Here is a 24,154-nt window from a genome sequence, read left to right on the forward strand (position 1 = left end):
CAGGGGGGTCAGGCGGATGCCAGGGCGGCGAGGACCACGTCGATGCCCTCGTTCAACAGGTCGTCGCCGATCGACAGCGGCGGCAGGAAGCGGATGACGTTGCCGTAGGTTCCGCAGGTGAGGACGATCACGCCCTCCGCGATGCAGGCCTTCGCGACGGCCGCGGCGAGTGCTGCGTCGGGCGCTCCGGTGGCGGGGTCGACGAACTCCGCGGCGATCATCGCGCCGTGCCCGCGCACGTCACCGATCCGCGCGTCGACCGATGCGAGGCTGGTGAGCCTGCCCTTGAGGATCGACTCGATCTGGCGTGCTCGCTCGATCAGGCCGTCGTTCTCGAACGCGTCGATCGCGGCCAGCGCCGCGGCGCAGGCGACCGGGTTGCCGCCGTACGTCCCCCCGAGTCCTCCGGTGTGCGCGGCGTCCATGATCTCCGCACGGCCGGTCACGGCGGCCAGCGGCATGCCGCCCGCGATGCCCTTGGCGGTGGTGACGAGATCGGGCACGATGCCGAACAGTTCGCTCGCGAACATCGCCCCGGTGCGGGCGAAGCCGGACTGCACCTCATCGGCGATGAAGACCACGCCGTTCTCGCGGCACCACGCGGCGACCGCCGGGAGGAAGCCCTCTGCGGGGACGATGAAACCGCCCTCGCCCTGGATCGGCTCGATGATGACCGCGGCCAGGTTGTCGGCGCCGATCTGCTTCTCGATCGACGAGATCGCCTTCGCGGCGGCATCCGCTCCGCTCAGCCCGTCGCGGTACGGGTACGAGGCGGCGACGCGGTACACCTCCGAGGCGAACGGGCCGAAGCCGCTCTTGTACGGCATCGACTTCGCGGTGAGCGCCATCGTGAGATTGGTGCGGCCGTGGTACGCGTGGTCGAAAGCCACGACTGCCTGCTTGCCGGTGTGCTTGCGGGCGATCTTGATCGCGTTCTCGACCGCCTCGGCGCCGGAGTTGAACAGCGCGCTCTTCTTGGCGTGGTCGCCGGGGGTGACGCGGTTGAGAGCCTCGGCCACGGCGACGTACGACTCGTAGGGCGAGATCATGAAGCACGTGTGGGTGAGTTGCGCGGCCTGCGCCGCGATCGCCTCGACGACCCGGGGGTGGGACACCCCGACGGTGGTGACGGCGATACCCGAACCGAGGTCGATCAGCGAGTTGCCGTCGGCGTCGACGACCACGCCGCCGCCGGCCGCGATGGCGGCGATGGGCACGGTGTGTCCGACACCGGCGGCGACCGCCGACGCCTTCCGATCCAGCAGCTCCTGCGAGCGCGGCCCTGGGATCGCGGTCGCCAGTCTGCGCTCCTGCGGGAGGGAGGGACCGCCGAGGGGCGTGGACGAGGGCGCGATCGTGGTGCTCATGTCGCGAGCGTAGGGCGGCCGCGAGCCGGCGTCACCTGCCCGCGTGTATAAGCTGGCGACGATCCTGTACACAGTGTACGAAAGAGGCTCGATGGCCGTCGCCAACCCGGAACCGACGCTTCGCGCCCTCCTCGGGCGGGCAGAGCTGTCGCTGCGGCTCGCCTCCGACGCCGCCGACCTCGCCCACGACGCGCTCGACCGGCCGACGCGCTGGGTCCACAGCTCCGACCTCGCCGACCCCACCCCCTTCCTCGCCGACGACCTGGTGCTCCTGACGACGGGCACCCAGTTCCCAGGCGGCGACGACGCCGACCGGGCGCCCTTCGACGCCTACGTCCGTCGACTCGTCGATCGCGGCGTCGCCGCGCTCGGGTTCGGCACCGAGGTGGTGCGCGCCGGCATCCCTTCCGCCCTGCACACCGCCTGTCGCGACGCACGGATGCCGCTGTTCGAGGTGCCGTACAGCACGCCGTTCATCGCCGTCGCGCGCGCCAACGCCGAGACCGTCGCCGCGCAGGCATACGCGCGGCGCAGCTGGGCGCTGTCCGCGCAGCGCGCCATCGCCCTCGCCGCACTCCGCCCCGACGGACTCGCCGCGACGATCGAGGAGCTCGCGCGGCAGTTGGACACCTGGGTCGGCATGTTCGACGCGGCGGGTGAGCTCATGCAGGAGCATCCCGTCGGCGGCATCCCCCAGGCGGCGGCAGCGAGTCTTCGCGCCGAGGTCGACGCGGTGCTGCGCCGCGGCGCACGCGCCGGCTCGTCCCTCCACTCCGGCGAGCGCGCCTTCACCCTGCAGACGCTCGGCCGAGGCGGGAGCCTCCGGGGCGTCGTGGCGATCGCGGCCGGCGAACTCGACCGGGAGGGCCGCGACGTCGTCACGGCCGTCATCGCGATGGCGGGACTGGCGTTGGAACAGCACCAGCGGCTCGGCCGGGCGCGCAACGCCCTCCGCACGGGCATGGTGCATTCCCTGCAGGCGGGCGACCCCGCTCTCGCCGAACGCATCTCCCGCGACATCTGGGGTCCGTTGCCGGCGCCTCCCGTCGTCGTCGCGGTGACGGATGCCACCGGCGCGCGCGGCGACGCGGTCCTCGAGCGCCTCGAGCTCATCGCCGACGAGCGCGGCGGCGCGCTGTTTTACGGGCGCGACGGCTCGGAGATCGTCCTCGTCACGGGTGCCGACGAGGAGGACGAGCTGGACGCGCTCGCGGACGCGCTCGAGCTGCGCCTGGGCGTCTCGTCCGCCGCCGGCTACGAGGACTTCGACGCCGCCCTCACGCAGGCGCGATCGGCGCATCGACGGGTGGATGGGGAGACGGCCGTGGTGCGGTTCTCGACGGTCCGCGCCGACGGGATCCTGGGCGCCGTCGACAGCGCCGCCGGACGCGCGGTGGCATCCGCCGTCCTCGAGCCGCTCGCCGCGCACGATCGCGACCATCGCGGGGCCCTCGTCGCGACCCTCGGTGCCTGGCTCGACGCCGACGGCTCTCACGAGGCGACGGCCCTCACCCTGGGCGTGCACCGGCACACGGTGCGCACCCGCCTGGCTCTCGCGGAGCGGCTCCTCGAGCGGGACCTGGGCTCGTTCGCGGTGCGCGCGGAGCTGTGGGCGGCGTTCCGCCTTCACGGCGGGTGAGCCGTCACCTCGGCGCGTGCGCCTCGAGGAACTCGTAGAGGTCGGTCGTGTCGACGCCGGGGAACGCTCCGGTCGGAAGCGTGGCCAGCAGCGTCCTCGGCGTGCGCACGTTCGGCCAGGCCTGGTCGCGCCACTGCGACTCGAGCTGCTCGGGCGGGCGCCGGCAGCAGACGTCGACCGAGTGGCGTGACACCCCCCGGTTCGTCGTCTCGCGCCCGATGAACCACTTGGTGTCGTCGAAGCGCACCCCGACGCTCACAGAATGCGCTCCATCGCTGGACGATTCCACGCGGGCGGTGCACCAGTAGGTGCCGTTGCCGGTGTCGGTGTACTGGTAGTACGGGTTGAACTTGTCGGAGATGTCGAAGACCTCGCGGCTGGTCCACTTGCGGCAGCACATCTGCCCCTCGATCGACCCGAAGCGGTCGGCGGGGAAGTTGACGTCGTCGTTCTCGTACGCCTTCGTGATGGTGCCCGACTCGTGCACCTTCAGGAAGTGCACCGGGATGCCGAGGTGTCGCGTCGCCAGGTTGGTGAAGCGGTGCGCGGCGGTCTCGTACGAGACGGAGTACGCGTCGCGGAGGTCTTCGATGGAGATGGCGCGGCGCGACTTGGCATCCTGCAGAAAGGATGCCGCGTGCTTCTCGGGCACCATGAGCGCGCCGACGAGGTAGTTGGTCTCCACGCGCTGGCGCAGGAACTCGGCGTACGAGCGCGGCTCGGCGTGCCCGAGGATGCGGCTGGCGAGCGCCTGCAGCACGGGGGTGCGGCTGTCGCCGCGCCCGGGGATCGTGTTCGAGAGGTACAGCCGGCCGTTGCGGATGTCGGCGACGCTGCGGGTGGACTGCGGCAGGTCCGACACGTAGTGCAGGGAGAACCCGAGGTGCGCGGCGATCTCCGACGCGGTGCGCTGGGTGAGCGGCCCGCCCGGGTGCTCGACGGCGGCGAGGATGCGCGAGGCATGCTCTTCGAGCTCGGCGAAGTAGTTGTCCTGGCGGCGCATGAGGTGCCGCAGCTCGACGTTGGCGCGGCGCGCCTCTTCCGGCGTCGCCGAGCGCTCGTCGTTGAGCCGCTCGATCTCGTTCTGCAGCGCCACCATGGTGCGCAGCACGTCGTCGGGCACGCTCTTGCCGATGCGGAACGGCGCGATGCCGAGTGACTGGAAGGTCTGGCCCTTCATGGCGCGCTCGAGCGTGATCTCGAGCGTCGCGCGCTCGTCGAGGGGCTCGGCCTCGAGGAGCGCGTCGATCGTCACGCCGAGCGCCTTCGCGATCGTGCGCAGCAGGGTGAGCTTCGGCTCGCGCTTGCCGTTCTCGATCATCGACAGCTGACTCGGCGCCCGCTCGACGGCGGAGGCCAGCTCGTCGAGGGTCATCCCGCGCGCGGTGCGCAGCTGCCGGATGCGCCGGCCGATGGTGAGTGCGTCGGCTTCTTCGATGTCGGATGCCGCTTCTTCCACGATCGTCATGCTCGAAAGTGTGTCAGAAAAACAGAAGATCGTACAAACTTCACTCCCGATTTGGCCGGAGTGAGCTTGGAAATTCACACATAGTGGTGTCACGGGAAGCCGTTCCCGGAAGAATCCGGTTCACAGAGGAAGGCAGGGCCATGACCCCCACCATGACGGGCACCGCGCCCACGACATCGACCATCGCGACCCAGAGCATCCCGACCATCACGGTCGTCGGCCGACTCAGCGAGCGCTACGACGAGGTCCTCACCCCTGCCGCCCTCGACTTCCTCGCCCAGCTGCACCACCGCTTCGCCGGGCGCCGGCACGACCGTCTCGCCGACCGCATGCGTCGCCGCTTCGAGATCGGCAACGGCCAGGACCCGACCTTCCGTCACGACACCGCACACATCCGCGAGGACGCCGAGTGGCGCGTGGCCGGCCCCGGCCCGGGCCTGGAGGACCGCCGCGTGGAGATCACCGGCCCCACCGACCCGAAGATGACCATCAACGCGCTGAACTCCGGCGCGAAGGTGTGGCTCGCCGACCAGGAGGACGCGACCAGCCCGACGTGGAAGAACGTCATCGAAGGCCAGCTCTCGCTGTTCGACGCCATCCGCGAACAGCTGCAGTTCACGAGCCCCGAGGGCAAGGAGTACCGCGTCACCGCGGAGCGGACGCCGACCATCGTGATGCGTCCGCGCGGCTGGCACCTGGTGGAGAAGCACATGGAGTTCACCGACCGCAACGGTCGCACCATGGCGGCATCCGGTTCGCTTGTCGACTTCGGTCTCTACTTCTTCCACAACGCGACCGAGCTGATCGCCCGTGGTCGTGGCCCCTACTTCTACATCCCGAAGATCGAGTCGTCCGAAGAGGCGAAGCTCTGGGACGACGTGTTCACCTTCAGCGAGCAGTACGTCGGCATCCCCCACGGCACGATCCGCGCGACGGTGCTCATCGAGACGCTCCCGGCCGCGTTCGAGATGGAGGAGATCCTCTTCGAGATGCGCGACCACATCGCGGGCCTCAACGCCGGCCGCTGGGACTACATCTTCTCGATGATCAAGAACTACCGTGGCCGCGGCGCGCGCTTCGTGCTCCCCGACCGCAGCCAGGTCACCATGACGGTTCCCTTCATGCGGGCGTACACCGAGCTGCTCGTGCAGACGTGCCACAAGCGCGGTGCCTTCGCGATCGGCGGCATGAGCGCCTTCATCCCGAACCGCCGTGACCCCGAGGTCACGAAGCAGGCGTTCGAGAAGGTCGCCGCCGACAAGAAGCGCGAGGCCGGCGATGGGTTCGACGGCACCTGGGTGGCCCACCCCGACCTGATCCCGGTGGCGCAGGCCGAGTTCGACGCGGTGCTCGGCGACAAGCCGAACCAGGTGTCGCGGCTCCGTGACGACGTGACGGTCCTCCCCGCAGAGCTCATCGACGTGCACATCGGGCTCCCGGTCACGGCTGAGGGCGTGCGAGGCAACGTGTCGGTGGCGATCCGCTACATCGAGGCCTGGCTGCGCGGCCTCGGCGCCGTGGCGATCGACAACCTCATGGAGGATGCCGCGACCGCCGAGATCAGCCGGTCACAGGTCTGGCAGTGGATCCATCAGGACCACGTCACCGACGACGGCACGCGCATCACCCGCGAGTACATCGAGGACCTCATCACGCAGGTGCTCGCAGAGGCTCCCCGCAACGACTCCGACCGCTTCGACGACGCCGCGGAGGTGTTCCGCGAGGTCGCCCTGGGGGCGGACTTCCCGGCGTTCCTCACCCTCGGCGCCTACGCGAAGCACCTGACCGACATCGACTGACGGTTCCTCACCGGACCCCCACCCCCACACGCACAAGGAAGTGACATGAACGCCTACCAGAACGACATCGACGCGATCCGCGCACTCAAGGCCACCCACGGCGCCCCGTGGGACGCCATCGACCCCGAGTCGGCCGCACGGATGCGCGCACAGAACCGGTTCCGCACCGGGCTGGAGATCGCCCAGTACACCGCCGACATCATGCGCCGCGACATGGCCGAGTACGACACCGACCCCTCCGCCTACACCCAGTCGCTCGGGGTCTGGCACGGGTTCATCGGGCAGCAGAAGCTCATCTCGATCAAGAAGCACCTGAAGAGCACCAAGGGACGCTACCTGTACCTGTCCGGCTGGATGGTCGCCGCGCTTCGCTCCGAGTTCGGGCCGCTGCCCGACCAGTCCATGCACGAGAAGACGTCGGTCCCCGCGCTCATCGAGGAGCTCTACACGTTCCTCCGTCAGGCCGACGCCCGCGAGCTCGACCTGCTGTTCGCGAAGCTCGACGCGGCACGCGCGGCCGGCGACGAGACGGCGGCCGAGTTCGTCCGGTCGCAGATCGACAACTTCCAGACCCACGTCGTCCCGATCATCGCCGACATCGACGCCGGGTTCGGCAACCCCGAGGCGACCTACCTGCTGGCCAAGAAGATGATCGAGGCCGGGGCGTGCGCGATCCAGATCGAGAATCAGGTCTCCGACGAGAAGCAGTGCGGCCATCAGGACGGCAAGGTGACGGTTCCCCACGAGGATTTCATCGCCAAGCTCACCGCCGTCCGGTACGCGTTCCTCGAACTCGGCATCGACAACGGCATCATCGTCGCCCGCACCGACTCCCTGGGAGCAGGGCTCACCCAGAAGCTCGCCGTGACCCGCGAACCCGGCGACCTCGGCGACCAGTACAACTCCTTCCTCGACACGGAGGAGATCTCCCACGCGGAGCTCGGCAACGGCGACGTCGTCCTCGCCCGGGGCGACAAGCTGCTGCGCCCCAAGCGTCTGGCCAGCAACCTGTTCCAGTTCCGCCCGGGGACGGGAGAGGAGCGCGTGGTGCTCGACTGCGTCACGTCGCTCCGCAACGGCGCCGACCTGCTGTGGATCGAGACCGAGAAGCCGCACATCGACCAGATCGCCGGCATGGTCGACGCGATCCGCGAGGAGATCCCCGACGCGAAGCTCGTCTACAACAACAGCCCGTCGTTCAACTGGACGCTGAACTTCCGCCAGCAGGCCTACGACCTGCTCGAGAGCGAGGGCGCCGACGTCTCCGCGTACGACCGGAACAATCTCATGAGCGCGGAGTACGACGACACCGACCTCGCGCGGCTCGCCGACGAGAAGATCCGCACGTTCCAGCGCGACGGGTCGGCGCGCGCCGGCATCTTCCACCACCTGATCACGCTGCCGACGTACCACACGGCCGCGCTGTCGACCGATGATCTCGCGAAGGGCTACTTCGGAGACGACGGCATGCTCGCCTACGTCCGGGGCGTGCAGCGCCGAGAGATCCGCGAGGGCATCGCGACGGTGAAGCACCAGAACATGGCGGGCAGCGACCTGGGCGACTCCCACAAGGAGTACTTCGCCGGGGAGGCCGCGCTGAAGGCCGGTGGCGTGCACAACACGATGAACCAGTTCGGCTGAGCGCACAGCAGACAACAGAGGGTGGATGCCGCGTCGCGGCATCCACCCTCTTCTCTTTCCGCGTGAGAGCGGTCAGTCGTTCTTGTGTCGGGGCTTGCGCGCCGGACGGTCGTCGAAGGAGCGCTGCGGCCGGTCGCGGCGGGTGTCGTCGCGGCGCGTGTCGTCGCGGCGGGTGTCGTCGCGGCGGTGACCGGGACGACCACGGTCGGGCGCGATGTTGATCCGCTGGCCCGAGATGCGGGTGTCGCGGAGGCGATCGAGGACCGACGAGTCCATCGAGGTGGGCAGCTCCACGAGGGAGAAGTCCGGGCGGATCGTGATCGCTCCGAAGTCGTCACGGCCGAGCCCGCCCTCGTTCGCGAGGGCACCGACGATCTGCCGCGGCTCGACGCGCTGGCGGCGCCCCACGTCGATGCGGTACGTGGTGAAGTCGCCCTTGCTGCGCCGCTCCCGCCCGCCGCCGTCGGGGCGGTCGGTGCGCTCCTTGCGCACGCCGCGCTGCGCGTCGGCGGCGAGCGTCTTCGCGAGCTGGTCGGCAGCCGGGTCGAGCAGCAGCGGCGTCTCGCCCTGGGCCACGACGGCGAGCGCTGCGGCGACGTCCTGCTCGGGCACGTCGTGGTTGCGGACGTAGTGGGCGATCACGTCACGGAAGCCGGCGATGCGGTCGGTCTCGGCGAGCGCGGCGGTGATCGCGTCGTCGAAGCGGGTGAGACGCGTCGAGTTGATGTCCTCGGTCGTCGGCAGCTGCATCTGCGTCGGCGCCTGGCGCGTGGCGCGTTCGATGTGGGCGAGCAGGTAGCGCTCGCGCGGGGTGACGAAGCTGATCGCGTCGCCCTTGCGGCCGGCGCGGCCGGTGCGGCCGATGCGGTGCACGTACGACTCGGTGTCGGTGGGGATGTCGAAGTTCACGACGTGGCTGATGCGCTCCACGTCGAGGCCGCGCGCGGCGACGTCGGTCGCGACGAGGATGTCGAGCTTGCCGTCCTTGAGCTGCTGGATGCTGCGCTCTCGCTGCGGCTGCGGGATGTCGCCGTTGATGGGCGCTGCGCTGAAGCCGCGGGCGCGCAGCTTCTCGGCGAGGGTCTCGGTCTCGTTCTTGGTGCGGACGAAGATGATCATCCCGTCGAAGTCCTCGACCTCGAGGATGCGGGTGAGCGCGTCGACCTTCTGCTGGTACGACACGATCAGGTAGCGCTGCGTGATGTTCGTGTTCGTGGAGGTCTTGGTCTTGACCGTGATCTCCTCCGGGTCGCGCAGGTACTGCTGCGCGAGACGGCGGATGGATGCCGGCATGGTCGCCGAGAAGAGGGCGACCTGCTTCTCTTCGGGCGTCTGCGCGAGAATCTGCTCGACGTCCTCGGCGAAGCCCATCTTCAACATCTCGTCGGCCTCGTCGAGCACGAGGTTCTTCAGCTCGGAGAGGTCGAGGGTGCCCTTCTCGAGGTGGTCCATGATGCGCCCGGGGGTGCCGACGACGATGTGCACGCCGCGGCGGAGGGCCGACAGCTGCACGCCATAGCCCTGTCCGCCGTAGACGGGGAGGATGTGCACGTTCTTCATGCGGGCGGCGTACGACTCGAACGCCTCGCACACCTGGAGCGCGAGCTCACGGGTCGGTGCCAGGACGAGCGCCTGCGGCGTCTTCTGGGTCAGGTCGAGGTTCTCCATGATCGGCAGCGCGAACGCGGCCGTCTTGCCGGTGCCGGTCTGCGCCATGCCGACGACGTCGCGGCCGCCGAGGAGGACGGGGATGGTGGCGGCCTGGATCGCGGAGGGCGTCTCGTAGCCGAGGTCCTTGATGGCGGCGAGGACGGGACCGGTCAGACCCAGCTCGTCGAAGCCGGGGAGGGCGGGGGTGTCACCGGCCTGGTCCTGGCGGGTCTCGGGCACGGCGGAAGAAGTGTCACTCACCCATCAAGGGTAGTGGAGTGGCCTGGGAGTTGTGCGGGCGGATGCCGCGCCTCGGCGTCAGCGAGCGAGGGCGGCGCTGTTGACCTCTGCCCAGACGGCGTCGAGGGAGAGCCCGAGGACGTCGGCGATCGCGGCGATGGTGGGGAAGGCGGGGGTGGCGATCCTCCCGGCCTCGATCTTGCGGAGCGTCTCGGGCGAGACACCGGCGGCGAGGGAGACGTCGAGCATGGAGCGGTCCCCGCGGGCGCGCCGCAGCACGGCGCCGAGCCGTCGGCCGCGCGCGATCTCGGCATCCGAGAGCGGGAGTCGCACCATCATGGCGATGATCATACCGGTACTCTTTGGCCGGTATGATCATTGGATGATCGAAATCCTCACCCCTGACCAGATCGACCGTGCCCGCACGACGGGTGGACTCGTCGGCGACATCCTGCACGGGATCAAGGAGCGGGTGAAGCCCGGGACGAACCTCCTCGAGATCGACGCGTGGGCGAAGGACATGATCCTCGGCGCGGGTGCCGAGTCCTGCTACGTCGACTACGCCCCCTCCTTCGGGCGCGGTCCGTTCGGGCATTACATCTGCACGGCCGTCAACGACGCGGTGCTGCACGGGCGACCGCGCGACCAGCGCGTCGCCGCGGGTGACCTGCTCACCCTCGACCTCGCGATCAAGACGAGCGGCGTCGCCGCGGACGCCGCGATCAGCTTCACGGTCGGCGGCGGGGCCCACTCCGAGAACGACCCGCTCATCACCGCGACCGAGCGCGCCCTGGCCGCGGGAATCGAGGCCGCTCAGCCCGGGAACCGCATCGGCGACATCTCCCACGCGATCGGCGAGGTGCTCTCGGGCGCCGGCTACCCGATCAACATGGAGTTCGGCGGCCACGGCATCGGCACGACGATGCACCAGGACCCCCACGTCTCGAACAACGGCCGCCCCGGCCGCGGCTACCGCCTGCGCCCCGGCCTCATGCTCGCCATCGAGCCGTGGGTCATGGCCGACACCGACGTGCTCGTCACCGACGACGACGGGTGGACCCTGCGCAGCGCGACCGGCTGCCGCACGGCTCACACGGAGCACACCGTCGCCATCACCGACGACGGTCCCGTGATCCTCACCCGCCCCACCTCCTGAGAGGCCACCGGGTGACCGGCGGCATCCGATTCGGGCATGCGTCGGGCGGTACTCTCTGAGAGTGACCGAACGCGCTCCCCTCTCCCGCAAGCTCACCGCCATCGCCGAGTCCGCGACCCTCAAGGTCGATGCCAAGGCGAAGTCGCTGCAGGCGGCCGGCCGCCCGGTCATCTCCTACGCGGCGGGAGAGCCCGACTTCCCGACCCCGCAGTTCATCGTGGATGCCGCGGCCGAGGCCCTCCGCGACCCCGCGAACTTCCGGTACACGCCCGCCGCCGGCCTCCCGGTGCTGCGCGAGGCGATCGCCGCGAAGACCCTGCGCGACTCCGGGCTCGAAGTCGCCCCGTCGCAGGTGATCGTCACCAACGGCGGCAAGCAGGCGGTGTACCAGGCGTTCCAGGCGGTCGTGAACCCGGGCGACGAGGTGCTTCTGCCCGCGCCGTACTGGACGACCTACCCCGAGGCGATCGCCCTCGCCGACGGCATCCCCGTCGAGGTCTTCGCCGGAGCCGACCAGGAGTACAAGGTCACCGTCGAGCAGCTCGAGGCGGCGCGCACCGACAAGACGACCGTGCTCGTCTTCGTGTCGCCGTCGAACCCGACCGGCGCGGTGTACACCGCCGACGAGACCGCCGCGATCGGCGAGTGGGCGCTCGAGCACGGCATCTGGGTCGTGACCGACGAGATCTACCAGAACCTGGTCTACGAAGGTGCCCGCGCCGTGTCGATCGTCGAGGCGGTGCCGGCGCTCGCGGAGCAGACGATCCTCGTCAACGGCGTCGCGAAGACGTACGCGATGACCGGGTGGCGCGTGGGCTGGATGGTCGGCCCGACCGCCGCCATCAAGGCGGCCGGCAACCTGCAGTCCCACCTGAGCTCGAACGTCAACAACATCGCGCAGCGCGCGGCGTTGGCCGCCCTCACCGGGCCGCAGGACGAGGCCGAGAAGATGAGGCAGGCGTTCGACCACCGCCGCGGTCTGATCGTGTCGGAGCTGGCGAAGATCCCGGGCGTGACGGTGCCGAACCCGCTGGGCGCGTTCTACGTCTACCCCGACGTCACCGGTCTTCTGGGCCGCGAGTGGGACGGCGTCCGCATCGACACGTCGCTCGAGCTGGCCGATTTCATCCTCGAACGCGCCGAGGTGGCCGTGGTGCCCGGCGAGGCGTTCGGGCCGTCGGGCTACCTGCGCCTGTCCTACGCCCTTGGCGAGGACCAGCTGCTCGAGGGTGTCCAGCGCCTGCAGCGCCTCTTCGGCTGAGCGCCGGTCTCCGCCGATGCCGCTGGCGCGGCGGCGTCCGTCGCGCACGTTTGCAATGGATTCCGCGCGGCACGCCGCGCTGCGGCATCCGCTCCCCGCGTGTCGGCTCGAATCCATTGCATCGGTGCGCGCGCCTGTCCGTGCACAACGGCGGAGCCGAGGGGTCGACACGCCGGTTGAGCCGCCTCGGCGGCGGCGTGTCACACCGTGCGGTCCGCCGTTGTGCGCAGGGAGCGGATGCCACGCGCACGCAGCAGCCGCCTGAGCGACGACCGGACGGGCGACGCGGCCTAGAGCTCGACGCCGACGAGCACCGGCTCGGGCTGAAGCAGGATGCCGAACTCGGACTGCACACGCTGCTGGATGAGCCTCGCGAGCGCAGCGACCTCCTCGGCACTGGCGGATCCGCGGTTGGTCAGCGCCAGCGCGTGCTTTGTGGACAGCGACGCACGGGAGCGGGGCAGGCGGAACCCCTTCGCCATGCCGGCGTGCTCGATAAGCCACGCGGCGCTCACCTTCACCGGCGGAAGGCTCGTCGGCCGCGGCGGGATGAAGCCCTCGAACCGGTCGAGGGGGATGATCGTGTCGGCGGCGGGCTCGGGGGCCATCGGCCAGCGGGGCGCCTCCGGCGGGAGGGTGGCGGCGAACTCGGCCGAGACCACGGGGTTCTGGAAGAACGATCCCGCACTCCACGTGTCGTTGTCGGCGTCGTCGAGGACCATGCCCTTGCGTGCACGGGTCGCGAGGACCGTCTCGCGGATCCAGCCGAGGGACACCGCGGCATCCTCCGCCAGACCCAAGGCCGTCCGCAGCTGCGCTCCCTGCACCGGGACGTCACCGTGCCCGACCTGCCGGAGCTCGAGGGTGACCGAGAGGATGACGGCGGAGCGTTCGGGAACCGACCCGTAGTGCTTCTTCAGCACCGAGGTACGCAGTCCCAGACCGAGCTCGGATGCCGGGACGGTGGCGACCTCGCCCGTCGCCTCGTCGAGGAGTTCGACCTCGACCAGGGTCTCGACGATCTCCTGCCCGTAGGCGCCGACGTTCTGGATCGGGGCGGCGCCGGTCGTGCCGGGGATGCCCGACATCGCCTCGATGCCGCTGAGCCCAGCGGCGACGGTCTGGGCGACGAGGTCGTCCCAGGGGTGTCCGGCCTGGATGCGGAGCCGCACACGGCCCTCGTGCGGCGATGACAGCCGCTCGACGCCCTCGGTGCGCACGAGGACGACGGTTCCCTCGAAGTCGTCGTCTCCGAAGAGCAGGTTCGATCCCCCGCCGACGACGAGCCACGGCTCGTTCTCGCTCCACAGGTCGCGGAGCGTGTCGACGAGCTCGTCGCGGGTGCGCGCTTCGACGGTGCGACGCGGGGTGCCGCCGACGCGCAGCGTGGTCAGCTGCGCGAGTGGAACGGGATCGATCTCGGGCATGGCGGTCAGGATGCCGCGCGGACGCGGACCTGCGCCTTGCCGAGCACCGTGGTGCCGTCGTGGCTGACCGTCAGATCGAGGCGCAGCGCGTCGTCGTCGACGGCACCGACCTTCGCGACGACGGTCACATCGGCGCCCGCGTCGGTGTCGACGACCACGGGGCGGGTGAACCGCACGCCGTATTCGAGGATGCGACCCGAGTCGCCGAGCCACTCGACGACGGTCTCGACGGCCAGGCCCATGGTGAGCATGCCGTGGGCGAGGACGCCGGGCAGGCCGACGCGTTCGGCGACGGCGTCGTTGAAGTGGATCGGGTTGAAGTCTCCCGAGGCGCCGGCGTACCGGACGAGGGATGCGCGCGTCAGGTGGACGGTGCGCTCGGCGACGATGTCGCCGACGGCGGGTGCGGCGCTCATTCGTCTCCTCCCACGAGCAGCACGGAGGTCGCGGTCACGACGTGGCTTCCTGCGGCGTCGGTGATCTCGGCTTCGCTCGTGACCATCGCGCCCTTGCCGAAGGCACGGATGCCGGTGACGGTGAGCGCGCCGGTGAGTTCGTCGCCCGCGACGATGGGGCGCGTGTAGCGGAATCGCTGCTCGGCGTGCACGACGCGCTCCAGAACGATGCCGGAGTCGGGCTCGGCGAGGAGCTGCTGGAGGGTGAGGTCTTGGATGACCATCGCGAAGGTGGGCGGCGCGACGACGTCGGGGTAGCCGAGCGCCTGCGCTGCGGCGACGTCGTCGTGCTGCGGGTCGGTGGCGAAGACGGCACGCGCGAACTCGCGCACCTTCTCGCGACCGACGAGGTACGGGACGGTCGGCGGGAAGGCTCGACCTTGCAACTCGGGATTCACGGGCACCCGTCGATCCTACCGGCGGGCCTCGACGGCAGGTCGGGGGTCGACGGGATGCCGCGTGTCAGCGCGCGCTGCGCGCGTCGCGGCTCGCCCGCCAGGCCTTGAGGGCCAGCTGCGTCGCGATGAAGGTGAGGAACGCGGCGAACAGGATGTTCGCGGTGAACGGGTCGAGGAGCGTCGCGACCCAGGCGCCGAGCGCGGTCGTCGTGCACGCGGCGATGCCGATGCACGCCGCCGCGACGAGGTCGACGTTGGAGCGGCGGAGGTTGCCGATGGTGCCCGAGATAGCGGTCGGGATCATCATGAGCAGCGACGTGCCCTTGGCCTCGAGGTCGCTCGTGCCGAACAGCATCATGAGCGCCGGGACGACGATCACTCCCCCGCCGACGCCGAGCAGGCCCGCGGCGGTGCCGGTGAACAGGCCCAGGGCCACGAGGGCGAGGATCGTCCAGATGTTCAGGGGCAACGTGGCATCCCTCGACGGGATCACGATGAACAGCATCACGATGACGACGACGAGGAAGCCGACGAAGCCCCACCGGATCGCGTTCTGCGGCAGGCGTGCGAGCAGCCAGGTGCCAAGCTGCGCGCCGACGACGGCCGCCGCCGCGAGGATGAGGGCGGGGATCCAGGCGACCGTGCCGTTCAACCCGTAAGAGATGACGCCGACCGTCGCGGTCGGGACGATCGCGGCGAGCGAGGTGCCGGCGGCGAGCTTCTGGTCGAAGCCGAGCAGGAACACGAGCAGCGGGACGATCACGGTGCCGCCGCCGACGCCGAACATGCCCGACATGAGGCCCGCGATGAGCCCGATCAGGATGCAGAGGACGACGAAGCGCGCGGTGCGCGGGGCGGCCGAAGTCATCCCTCGACCCTATCTGGCCGGCATGCTGAGCGAGGTTGCGCCCAGGCGCGCCGACCCGCCAGGATGACACCGGCGGCCGAAGATTCGGACGCCCTGGGGGATGGGGTTTCCAATGCGTGCTCGAATGAGTCGGAAGTTCGGGGCGCTGATCGTGGCGCTCGCGGTGTTGATCCCCTCTGGCGTGCTCTACTCGCCGGAGGCGACCGCTGCCTCGACCCGGACGGTGTCGGGGACGGTCACCCTCCCGAAGGGCGCGCCGACGTCGTGGTACGAGGGTGTCTCGGTGACGGCGTATGACCCGAACACCGGTGGAGGTGTCGGCGCCGTCCCCGACTCCCGGGGACGGTATTCGATCGAAGGACTCGGCGCGAAGAAGTACGAACTCGACGTCGAGATCGACGAATACACCGATTCCAAGGGTCGACGTGTCGTTCCGAACCTCCTTGGTCCTGGTACGCGCACGGTTGATCTCCGCTCCAGCAGCAAGCGCGGTGTGAACGCCACTCTCACACTTGGACGCACCATCAGCGGCAGAATCTCACTGCCGCCGGGTGCGCCGGCATCCTGGCTCAAGCGGATCTGGGTGCGCGCGGGCGGGGCAGTGGCCTACCCGAACTCCGCGACCGGCGCGTACACACTGGTTGGTCTTCGCCCCGGGCGGTATCCGGTGGATTTCGCAGCTGTCGACGATGGCGGCATGAGGCCTAATCTCGTCGACGAATACTACGGGGGCACGCCGCACGAGGATGAGGCACTGCTCGTGGACGTGCGCGCTGCGAACGCCGTCGGTATCAATCATGAGATGAAAGCAGGCAAGACCATCACGGGACGCGTGACTCTGCCGAAGGGGGCGCCCGCGTCGTGGCTGGGCTCCTCGACCGTGACTGCCTACTCCGAAGACCTGTCCGAGTGGATCTCGAAGGCGAACCCCGACCCGAAGACGGGTGTGTACAGGCTTGAGCGCCTACCGGCCGAGCCTGTTTACGTCGAGTTCGGACCGCGAGTGAGCTTGATCGGCGGACCGGAGAGCGTAACGGGAGTCCACGCGGAGTGGTACCCGAACGCGGACAATTGGTCATCGGCTGAGCCAGTGACTCCCGGGTCCGCTGGCATCGACGCAGACCTCACGTATGAGCTCTGGGGCACCCTGCGCTCGGCTACTCCCAAGATCAGCGGCAGCGCCAAAGTCGGCGCGATCTTGAAAGTGGGCACGGCCGGCTGGCAAGCCGGTACCACGTTCCGGTATCGCTGGCAGGCCGATGGCGCGCCGATCGCCGGGGCGACGAAATCGAAGTTCACCCCGACCGCGGTGCACCGAGGCAAGAGCATCACGGTATCGGTGACGGGTGCGCGCGAGGGGTGGACCTCGGTCACCAAAACGTCTGGACGAACGGCCGCCGTCGCGATGGGAACGTTGAAGACGGCGACGCCGAAGCTTTCGGGGAGGGTGAAGGTCGGCTCGAAGCTGACCGTGCAACCCGGCTCATGGACGAAGGACGCGAAGCTCAGTTATACGTGGAAGGCCGACGGCCGCCCCCTATCGGCGACGGGTAAGACGCTCACGCTCACACGGGCCCACGCCGGTAAGCGCATTACCGTCACTGTCGTAGGAACTGCCGCTGGCTACGCGAAAGCGTCGAAGACCTCGGCCAAGACCGCGACCGTCAAACGCTGACGCCGCGACCTCGGAGGCGCCGCTCGGCGGAGACCCCGGGGAGGTGCTGCGCGCGGCGGTCGTGGCATACGTTTCCCGCACCAATGCGGTCGGCGTAATGGGGTCGCAGCTGCTGAGGGTGCTTGCGGAGGGGCCGCCGCTGCAGGCGTTGCACCTCGAGGCGTCTGAGCCGTGGATGGCGCTGCTGGCCGAGGCGATCGCCGCGCGGGTGCCGGGGATCGACGCCGACACGGCGCACGCGCTGGCGTCGGGGCACGAGGCGGTCGCGAACGCGGCGATCCGCGCGTGGGCGCGCGGCTGCGGCGTGGGCGCTCCCGCCGACCGGGTCGAGGCGGCGCTCGCGCACCTGCGCTGGCCTGACCGCACCCGCCGTCGCCTCAGGGGACTCCGCTTCTGCTCGGGATGCCGCTCCTCGCCGTCCGCTGCACATCCGCTCCCCCGCCGCGTGACACCCCCACGGCGCCACCCAGCCGCAAGTGAGAGAGTTGCCGACGTTCCGGAGATCGAACTACGCGCGCACCCTGAGACCGCGCGGCAGGGGGCGGCTGTGCACGACGGTGAGCAGACGATTCGCTCGCGTCAGCGCCGTGTACAGGACCCCTTGTCGTCCCACGTTCTCCGGGAATGCGGCGGGCTCGACAACGACGACCCCGTCGAACTCCAGTCCGCGCGCACGTTCCGGCGGGAAAAGGGTGAGCGTTTGACCGCCACTGCGCCACGTGGACGCGTCTCCGAAATCCGCCTGCCAGCCGCGCCGCACGAGCGCTGCCTGCACCGCGAGCGGTTCGACCGTGATGATCGCAACAGTCCCCGCACCTACCCGCGCGAGTAGTTTCGTGGCCCGTGACAACGTCAGCTCCGGTAGCTCCCTTAGGGACACGGCCCGGGTGACTGTAGGTTCCTCTCCATCCTGCTGGAGCGAGTACAGATGCCTGTCACGCGCGGGCAGTAGCTGGTTGGCGAAGCGAAGGATCTGCGCCGTGGACCGGTATCCGCGGGCAAGAATCTCTACCGGTGCCTGCCCGTCGCTGTCTTCGATCGCGAGCAGGTTGGCCACCTCCTTCCACGACCCGAACGTGTGATCCGTGCGACGCTGATTCATATCACCGAGGATTGTCCATCCGCCGCGGTTTCCCAGCCACCCCAAGACCTCCCACTCAATGGGGTGGATGTCCTGCGCCTCATCGACAATGACGTGGCCTGGGTTCTCCACTCGAGTTGTCCGGACTCCGATGTATGCCATGAGACCGCGGTATGAAGTGATTCGACTCGCCTGCAGCCTCTCGAAGGTGGTAGGCAACTCTCGCAGGTACCGCACCCACTCCGCCTCCAAACCGTTTGCGGGCGGATCTTCCAGGAACCAGCGAAGCTCGGCATAAACGTCGCTCGCCGTCGCTTTCTCCCCGACGTCGTCCAACCCCGCTCTCGCCCGCGAGTAGGCCGCGTCAATCAATCGCGCCAGACTCTGATCGACGTCCTGCAGGACGAATGACTCGGTTGGCATGTCCGAGCGGGGCAGTCCTGCGAGCTCCTCGAGCAGTGTGGGAATCGGCTTCACCTCATACTGCGAGTCATCGGCGATGAGAGCTCGTAGGGCGCCCTGCACATGTTTGACGTACTCCACCGTGGGTCCCAGCACGAGAACCTTGCCCGAGATGGGAGCCACATCCTTGCTGAGGAGATACGCCGCACGATGGGCGGCGACGATCGTCTTTCCCGTCCCGGGATGTCCTTGGAGTATCTGGTTCTCCCGAGCGGGGCGAGTGATCGCTTCATATTGATCGGACTGCAGCGTCGCCAGGACTGCGGACATTGCGGCAGTCTTCGGGGCCGCGAGCTGGCGGCGAAGCAGGTCTGGAGCTCGAAGCACCGGCCCTGGAACCAGCCCGCGCGAGACGCGGGCGGACTCCGGTCCAGGAGCTACCTCGACTATTTTGGCGCTGTGGTCGATGTCAGGTGTCGAAGCTCCCACCCCACGCGCCCGTCCCTTCGCGAAGGGTGCTCGCGGAATCTGCAACCTGCGCTCGGGGAAGAGCTCAGCCACTTGTTCCGGTCCGAACGTCTCGTCTTGGTAGTCCACGATGCGTCCGCCTTGGTGCGCGAGCACCCGCACGCCGACGACGTTCTCACAAAGCTCGTGGTGCTCAGCTGCCTTTCGGTAGTACGTGCACGCAACCTTCGCGGTCCAGCTGAATACTTTGAAATCGCCACCGTCGAGATACGCCGTGCCGATATAGAAGTCTCGAGCGCCATCGAGCGACGCATCGGGTGACCCCAAAGCCACGCGACCAACCAGTTCGCCCGCCATCGCGACGTCTGTCGATGTGGAGGTCGTCCATGTGTTCTGAGTCTGTGCGCTGCGGAGTCGCTGATGCCGGGCGGCATTCTTCGACAGTTCCTCGTTGTAGCGTTTTTCCTTGGCCATTTCATCGGCGACCACGCCCGGTTTTGCCGCGCCACTCACTGGAGCACCTCAAGAACGCAAACTGCGAGGTACCGCAGAGACACTGCCTCCGGCCTTTGCGCGTCGAGTTCAGCCGCGAGCGCCTCGTACCGCTCTTGCTGCCGTCGCTTTTGCCCCTCCACCATCCGGAGCACGCTACGTCCCCGGTCTCTCTCCAACATGGTCTGCATGCGTCGATGGATCCCCTTCATCCGGCGCGCGTGTTGATCCGCGAGGATCGCTCGGCGCGCCTCTGCGAGCGCGCCTTCCTCGATGTCTCGACGGTCCTGTACCTCCCGATGCCGAAGTTCGAGTTCGCGCTTCGCTCGATTGGCTAACCGCGGCAGCGGACCCGTATCGATTGGACGCCCTTTCCCCATCGTGCCGCGGGCAAGCGCCGCCAGAAGCGCGTCTGCCGGGGAGCTGCCCATTGTCTTGCCCGTGAAATCGATGGACGCACCCCAGATCTCATCACCACCGCGGCTCGCGTTTTCGGCATGAGCAAGCACGATCAGATAGTTCCCTGGTGCAACATCTCCGTCGGCGCGAATGCTGACGTAGGCGAACCGCGCGTGTCGGTGTCCGGGGACCTCTGCTGCCGCCATAACGAGAGGATGGTTGGCGGAAAGCAATTCGATCCCGCTCGTGCGTGCCAGCTCGGGGTCGAGCGCGAGATGGATCGGGATGTCGTTCTGCAGGTCGGTGACGAGCGAGCCGGTCTCGGACCGGTTCCGCCGGCCTCGCCGGATCAACTCGAGAATCCGAGCAGCCATCGCTGGATTACCGCGGAGCTCGACCGTCCTCCCGTCGCCACCACGCGCCAACCCGTCACCACCGTCGCTCTGGGCCCAGTCGTCGAGAAGGTGCGCCAGCTCAGCCTGACCGAGGTAGCGTCCGGTGGAAACGAGCTCGTCTACGAGTCCAGCTACCTCGACGTCATTAGCGATGATGAGACTCGCGGCGGAGTCAGCGACCTGACGAAGCCCCTGGCGTTGGGCTTCGATCGCGGTCAAGAACTGGCGCGCCTTCTCGTCCTGCTGTGAGCGAGTGAGTCGGAAATCCATCGCCTCGCGAAGCACATCCATGTGCTGTCCAATGATCGGCTCGAGCTCGCCTATCGACTGCTCGAAGATCTGGATTCGCTCGAGGACCCTGAACATGATGCGAGAGTCGATCGCACCGTCGTTATAGAAGTTGCGAATCAGAATTTTCTCGGACTGCTGGCCGATTCGATCGATGCGACCGATCCGCTGCTCAATCTCCATGGGATTCCACGGAAGGTCGTAGTTGATGACTGCTGAGCAGAACTCGAAATCCAGGCCCTCCGACGCCACTCGGTTCGCGAAGAGGAAATCATAGTGGCCCGCGCGGAAATCCTTCATGATCTTTCGCCGTTGGTCTCGCTTAACGTCACCATTGAGCACGGCGATGCGGTAGCGGCCCTGGAAAGTGGCCTTCAGGTTCCGAAGGTTGGCTTTGGACCATGTGAAGAGGAGGGCCTGCCGCCCGAGTGTGTGTAGCTCGGATAGCACGCCGCCCAATACTTCGAGCTTGGAGTCAGGGACCTCGAGTACGCGCTTGGCTGCGTTGATGAGCTCGGGGTGTGGTTCTACCCAGCTCGGTCGGTGTGCCTTGTCCGCGTCTCCCTCCCAAACCTCCGGGTCCGATCCGAGTACATCCCGGGCTGCAAGATGAATGCTCGTGCTCGCCAGCCTGATAGGCATCTGCATGGAGAAGTACATCGGTGTGCGCGCCACATCTGCACGGCGCGCACACCATTTCAGATACTCTTCGTAGAACGCCGCTTCGGCCGGATGCCACACGACCTCAATGCCCGGCTCCGCGTCCCGCACAGCCTTCCTCTCATCGACTTCAGCGCGGCGGGTGCGCGTGACGGTAGTAGAGAGGGCGTTGAGTTCCCCAAGAAGTCGCCGCGCGTCTGCGACGTCCTTCGGAGGGAGCGGGGCGCGGCGAAGTATTCCAGAGAGCTCTGCGAATTCCGGGCGCTGCGTGAGCGATCTCTCGAACACGAGACCTTTCAGGCCACCGAGCACTGAGTCGAAGTCAGACCCTCGGACGTCCTGCCTCGGAAGCATGCGACCCACCTCGTTGAGCACGGCATTAGGTTCTAGCCGAGCCTCGAGGTCCTCGATGGTGTCGAAATCCGCCGGCTCGAGCAGCCCGAGGAGGTGAAGCAGGTCCGTCTGACGAAGGTTTATCGGCGTCGCCGTGAGGAAGACCATGTTGGAGCCGATCGTCCACTCTGACAGTTGAGTGCCGAGCTGATAGCTCTTGGTGTCACTGTTACGCATCGAATGCGCTTCGTCGACGATGACGAGATCGAACTCCGGCGGGTTGTCGCGCAACTCGTCGAGCGCATCCCACGTTCTGAGCGTCTCCAGAGAGACCACGTAGGACCTGCGTTTGGGTACCCGACCCTCTCGATGTTGCGCCAGGAACCTCTCCAGTTCCTCCCGATCCAGCTGGACCAGGTCGAAGCCGAATCGCTCTTCCATCTCATCGCGCCACTTATCCACCAGCACAGATGGGCAGACGATGAGCACCCGGTCTGCCTCGTGACGCGCCTCCAGCTCCGTCCAGATGAGACCCGCCTCGATCGTCTTCCCGAGTCCAACCTCGTCCGCGATGAGAATGCGCGCCTGCCCTGTTTGAAGAAGCTTCAGGACCGGTTTGAACTGGTACGGCCGAAAAACCGTCCGCGTCGCTCGGAATGAGTAGATCGTGTCCGCGAAACGGCCTCGAAGCTTCGCCCGGGTGAGCGTCGCTCCAAAGCGCGCTGCGGACGCGGCTGGTCCGAGGACCCACTCGTCCGGCTGGTCCGCCGCCTCGATTGGTGCCAGTTTGTGCTCGAGTTCCATACGCAGCCCGCCATCACCGAACACTCGGTAGGACCAGGCGCGGCGGTCGAAGGCTCGTGTCCGGATCTCGACGTCCGCGCCCCCGGGAACCGTCAGAACCCGCTCCCCTACTCCGAATCTGGGGGCAGGCACCGGGTCTCCTGTCTCCCACAGGTGTTCTGCCCAGTTCAGCGCTTCGAACAGCGGGTGCTCGACGGTGTCATCCCAGCTTTCGAGGGTTAGCTGCGCGGATGAGCCTGTCGGGCCGGACCCGACCTGCATTACGATCGGCGATCCGATGCCCTCGAACCAGTACAGTCCCGCGGGCAGACCACTCTCTGAGTCCTGGGACGTACGAACGACGGGCACGGCGTCGTAGAGGTGGTCGACAGACTCATCCACGATCACTGCGCGAGAGAAGCCGCCGCGCGAGAGAACGACACCGAGGTCATCGGGAATCGGGTGGTAACCGAAGCTGATCATGTCAGGTCACGCAGCCTCTAACGCGACACGAGTCATTGACAACCATCGTTCCCTCCCCAGTGAGATCTGTCTGCAGACTAAACCACGCCGCGCGGCGGCGGCGTGGGCGCTCCCGCCGACCGGGTCGAGGCGGCGCTCGCGCACCTCGCGCTGGCCTGACCGCACCCGCCGTCGCGTCACGGGGACTCCGCTTCTGCTCGGGATGCCGCACCTCGCCATCCGCCGCGGTCCCGCTCCCCCGCCGCGTGACGCCCCTACGATCGGAGGATGAGCGACTTTCCCTTCGTGTTCGTGGCCAATGCCGGTGATGGTTCGATCAGCACGTTCCGGCTCGTGGAGGGCCGGCTCGAGCGGCTCGCGGTGACCGAGGGCGTGCCGGGCTGCTCGACGTTCGTCATCGACGGCGAGCGCGATTTGCTGTACGCGGCGGTGAAGAAGAGCGAGGCGCGGGATGCCGGCATCTTGACCCTCGAGATCGATCGGGAATCCGGTGCGCTGACGCCGCGGACGCACCTCGCGTTGGCAGACGGCGGGATGAATTACCTCGCGCTGACGCGGGACGGGTCGGTGCTGCTGGGTGCGTCGTACGGCGGCGGTTACGGGATCGTGTGCCCGGTCGGGGGCGGCGTGGTCGGTGAGCCGGTGGCGCGGGTGGAGTATCCGCGGCTGCATTCGGTGCTGGCGAGTGAGGACGGCCGGTTCGCGTACTTCGTGTCGCTGGAGGCCGACCTCGTCGCGGAGTACGCGCTCGGTGACGACCTGTCGCTGACCCCGCTCACGCCCGCAACGGTCGCGTGCCCGGATCGGAGCGGCCCGCGTCACCTCGCTTTCAGCGAGCGTCAGGATGCCGTGTACGTGCTGACCGAGTTCTCGGGCGAGGTGCTGCGATTCGACCGCGACGTCGAGTCGGGCGTGCTGGAGTTCCGCCAGGCGGTGCCCGCGTACGACCTGTCGAAGGATCTGGAGCACAGCGTCATCGACGAGAACCCGCGCGAGCACCACTACATCTGGGGCGCCGACATCCACCTCGCGAACGGGATGCTGTGGTGCTCGGAGCGCACCGAGAGCACCCTCGGCGCCGTGCGCATCGAGGCCGACGGGTCGCTCACCGCGCCGGAGCGGTTCACCGTGACCGAGCCGCAGCCGCGCGGGTTCGCGGTGAGCCCGGACGGGGGGTTCCTGGTCGCCGCCGGGGAGCGTTCGACGACCGTGTCGCTGTACGCCGTCGACGGCGACTCGCTGCAGCTGCTGCAGCAGGCCGAGACCGGCGGCGGGGCGAACTGGGTGCGGTTCGACTGAGGCATCGATCCGACTCCCGAGACAAAC

At 68.3% G+C, this 24,154-nt stretch carries 17 protein-coding genes; 7 read left to right on the forward strand and 10 right to left on the reverse strand.

Annotation, left to right across the window (positions count from 1 at the left end; genetic code table 11):
- Window positions 1–8 precede the first annotated feature (8 nt).
- Window positions 9–1,367 (reverse strand): 4-aminobutyrate--2-oxoglutarate transaminase, encoded by a 1,359-nt coding sequence (gene gabT / locus BKA24_RS13510; protein WP_184219253.1) that lies wholly within the window; start codon window positions 1,365–1,367, stop codon window positions 9–11.
- A 91-nt stretch (window positions 1,368–1,458) separates the two neighbouring features.
- Here gabT and BKA24_RS13515 point away from each other — a divergent pair, with 91 nt between their 5' ends.
- Window positions 1,459–3,006: a PucR family transcriptional regulator gene (locus BKA24_RS13515; protein ID WP_184219256.1), complete on the forward strand. Its 1,548-nt coding sequence runs from the start codon at window positions 1,459–1,461 to the stop codon at window positions 3,004–3,006.
- A gap of 4 nt (window positions 3,007–3,010) precedes the next feature.
- On the opposite strand, the gene BKA24_RS13520 is transcribed toward BKA24_RS13515, so the two are convergent.
- Window positions 3,011–4,474 (reverse strand): helix-turn-helix transcriptional regulator, encoded by a 1,464-nt coding sequence (locus BKA24_RS13520; protein ID WP_184219259.1) that lies wholly within the window; start codon window positions 4,472–4,474, stop codon window positions 3,011–3,013.
- 140 nt (window positions 4,475–4,614) lie between these two features.
- Here BKA24_RS13520 and aceB point away from each other — a divergent pair, with 140 nt between their 5' ends.
- Complete coding sequence (gene aceB, locus BKA24_RS13525; RefSeq protein WP_184219262.1) at window positions 4,615–6,273, forward strand: malate synthase A; 1,659 nt, start codon at window positions 4,615–4,617, stop codon at window positions 6,271–6,273.
- A gap of 45 nt (window positions 6,274–6,318) precedes the next feature.
- Complete coding sequence (locus tag BKA24_RS13530) at window positions 6,319–7,914, forward strand: isocitrate lyase (protein ID WP_184219265.1); 1,596 nt, start codon at window positions 6,319–6,321, stop codon at window positions 7,912–7,914.
- Between the two features lie 72 nt (window positions 7,915–7,986).
- On the opposite strand, the gene BKA24_RS13535 is transcribed toward BKA24_RS13530, so the two are convergent.
- Together BKA24_RS13535 and BKA24_RS13540 are read right to left on the reverse strand one after the other, a co-directional pair.
- Window positions 7,987–9,804, reverse strand: coding sequence for a DEAD/DEAH box helicase (locus tag BKA24_RS13535; protein WP_184220815.1), 1,818 nt, complete (start codon window positions 9,802–9,804; stop codon window positions 7,987–7,989).
- Window positions 9,805–9,882: 78 nt separating this feature from the next.
- Entirely contained in the window at window positions 9,883–10,140 is a 258-nt protein-coding gene (locus BKA24_RS13540; protein ID WP_184220818.1) for a helix-turn-helix domain-containing protein, read from the reverse strand.
- 46 nt (window positions 10,141–10,186) lie between these two features.
- Between BKA24_RS13540 and map the strand changes: the two genes are divergently transcribed.
- Window positions 10,187–10,960, forward strand: coding sequence for a type I methionyl aminopeptidase (gene map / locus BKA24_RS13545; RefSeq protein ID WP_184219268.1), 774 nt, complete (start codon window positions 10,187–10,189; stop codon window positions 10,958–10,960).
- A 61-nt stretch (window positions 10,961–11,021) separates the two neighbouring features.
- Window positions 11,022–12,221, forward strand: a complete 1,200-nt coding sequence (locus BKA24_RS13550; protein ID WP_184219273.1) for an aminotransferase class I/II-fold pyridoxal phosphate-dependent enzyme — start codon at window positions 11,022–11,024, stop codon at window positions 12,219–12,221.
- A 290-nt stretch (window positions 12,222–12,511) separates the two neighbouring features.
- Here BKA24_RS13550 and BKA24_RS13555 read toward each other — a convergent pair whose 3' ends face one another.
- From BKA24_RS13555 to BKA24_RS13570, 4 genes are read right to left on the reverse strand one after another with little or no spacing between them, the layout of a single operon-like run.
- Complete coding sequence (locus tag BKA24_RS13555) at window positions 12,512–13,648, reverse strand: UDP-N-acetylmuramate dehydrogenase (protein ID WP_184219276.1); 1,137 nt, start codon at window positions 13,646–13,648, stop codon at window positions 12,512–12,514.
- A 5-nt stretch (window positions 13,649–13,653) separates the two neighbouring features.
- Window positions 13,654–14,064, reverse strand: a complete 411-nt coding sequence (locus BKA24_RS13560) for a MaoC/PaaZ C-terminal domain-containing protein (protein WP_184219279.1) — start codon at window positions 14,062–14,064, stop codon at window positions 13,654–13,656.
- Window positions 14,061–14,507: an FAS1-like dehydratase domain-containing protein gene (locus BKA24_RS13565; RefSeq protein ID WP_184219283.1), complete on the reverse strand. Its 447-nt coding sequence runs from the start codon at window positions 14,505–14,507 to the stop codon at window positions 14,061–14,063. Before BKA24_RS13565 ends, BKA24_RS13560 begins: the two co-directional genes overlap by 4 nt.
- Window positions 14,508–14,565: 58 nt before the next feature.
- Complete coding sequence (locus BKA24_RS13570; RefSeq protein ID WP_184219286.1) at window positions 14,566–15,369, reverse strand: sulfite exporter TauE/SafE family protein; 804 nt, start codon at window positions 15,367–15,369, stop codon at window positions 14,566–14,568.
- Between the two features lie 124 nt (window positions 15,370–15,493).
- On the opposite strand from BKA24_RS13570, the gene BKA24_RS13575 reads away from it, so the two are divergent.
- Complete coding sequence (locus tag BKA24_RS13575; RefSeq protein ID WP_184219290.1) at window positions 15,494–17,044, forward strand: carboxypeptidase-like regulatory domain-containing protein; 1,551 nt, start codon at window positions 15,494–15,496, stop codon at window positions 17,042–17,044.
- A gap of 508 nt (window positions 17,045–17,552) precedes the next feature.
- On the opposite strand, the gene BKA24_RS13580 is transcribed toward BKA24_RS13575, so the two are convergent.
- Both BKA24_RS13580 and BKA24_RS13585 read right to left on the reverse strand, forming a co-directional pair.
- Window positions 17,553–19,484, reverse strand: a complete 1,932-nt coding sequence (locus BKA24_RS13580; RefSeq protein ID WP_184219293.1) for an AAA family ATPase — start codon at window positions 19,482–19,484, stop codon at window positions 17,553–17,555.
- A 20-nt stretch (window positions 19,485–19,504) separates the two neighbouring features.
- On the reverse strand, window positions 19,505–22,828 hold the full coding sequence (locus BKA24_RS13585; RefSeq protein WP_184219296.1) for a helicase-related protein: 3,324 nt from the start codon (window positions 22,826–22,828) through the stop codon (window positions 19,505–19,507).
- A 267-nt stretch (window positions 22,829–23,095) separates the two neighbouring features.
- Here BKA24_RS13585 and BKA24_RS13590 point away from each other — a divergent pair, with 267 nt between their 5' ends.
- Window positions 23,096–24,127, forward strand: a complete 1,032-nt coding sequence (locus BKA24_RS13590; RefSeq protein ID WP_184219299.1) for a lactonase family protein — start codon at window positions 23,096–23,098, stop codon at window positions 24,125–24,127.
- The last annotated feature ends 27 nt before the right edge of the window (window positions 24,128–24,154 follow it).

This window comes from Microbacterium marinum, assembly GCF_014204835.1.
In the GTDB taxonomy this organism is placed as follows: Bacteria; Actinomycetota; Actinomycetes; order Actinomycetales; family Microbacteriaceae; genus Microbacterium; species Microbacterium marinum.

Bases quoted from the DNA above. Each gene is read 5' to 3' on its own strand.
- BKA24_RS13575 (WP_184219290.1), top strand. From the start codon at position 15,494: ATGAGTCGGAAGTTCGGGGCGCTGATCGTGGCGCTCGCGGTGTTGATC.
- BKA24_RS13540 (WP_184220818.1), bottom strand. From the start codon at position 10,140: ATGGTGCGACTCCCGCTCTCGGATGCCGAGATCGCGCGCGGCCGACGG.
- BKA24_RS13560 (WP_184219279.1), bottom strand. From the start codon at position 14,064: ATGAGCGCCGCACCCGCCGTCGGCGACATCGTCGCCGAGCGCACCGTC.
- aceB (WP_184219262.1), top strand. From the start codon at position 4,615: ATGACCCCCACCATGACGGGCACCGCGCCCACGACATCGACCATCGCG.
- BKA24_RS13530 (WP_184219265.1), top strand. From the start codon at position 6,319: ATGAACGCCTACCAGAACGACATCGACGCGATCCGCGCACTCAAGGCC.
- BKA24_RS13570 (WP_184219286.1), bottom strand. From the start codon at position 15,369: ATGACTTCGGCCGCCCCGCGCACCGCGCGCTTCGTCGTCCTCTGCATC.
- BKA24_RS13515 (WP_184219256.1), top strand. From the start codon at position 1,459: ATGGCCGTCGCCAACCCGGAACCGACGCTTCGCGCCCTCCTCGGGCGG.
- BKA24_RS13520 (WP_184219259.1), bottom strand. From the start codon at position 4,474: ATGACGATCGTGGAAGAAGCGGCATCCGACATCGAAGAAGCCGACGCA.
- map (WP_184219268.1), top strand. From the start codon at position 10,187: ATGATCGAAATCCTCACCCCTGACCAGATCGACCGTGCCCGCACGACG.
- BKA24_RS13590 (WP_184219299.1), top strand. From the start codon at position 23,096: ATGAGCGACTTTCCCTTCGTGTTCGTGGCCAATGCCGGTGATGGTTCG.
- gabT (WP_184219253.1), bottom strand. From the start codon at position 1,367: ATGAGCACCACGATCGCGCCCTCGTCCACGCCCCTCGGCGGTCCCTCC.
- BKA24_RS13585 (WP_184219296.1), bottom strand. From the start codon at position 22,828: ATGATCAGCTTCGGTTACCACCCGATTCCCGATGACCTCGGTGTCGTT.
- BKA24_RS13555 (WP_184219276.1), bottom strand. From the start codon at position 13,648: ATGCCCGAGATCGATCCCGTTCCACTCGCGCAGCTGACCACGCTGCGC.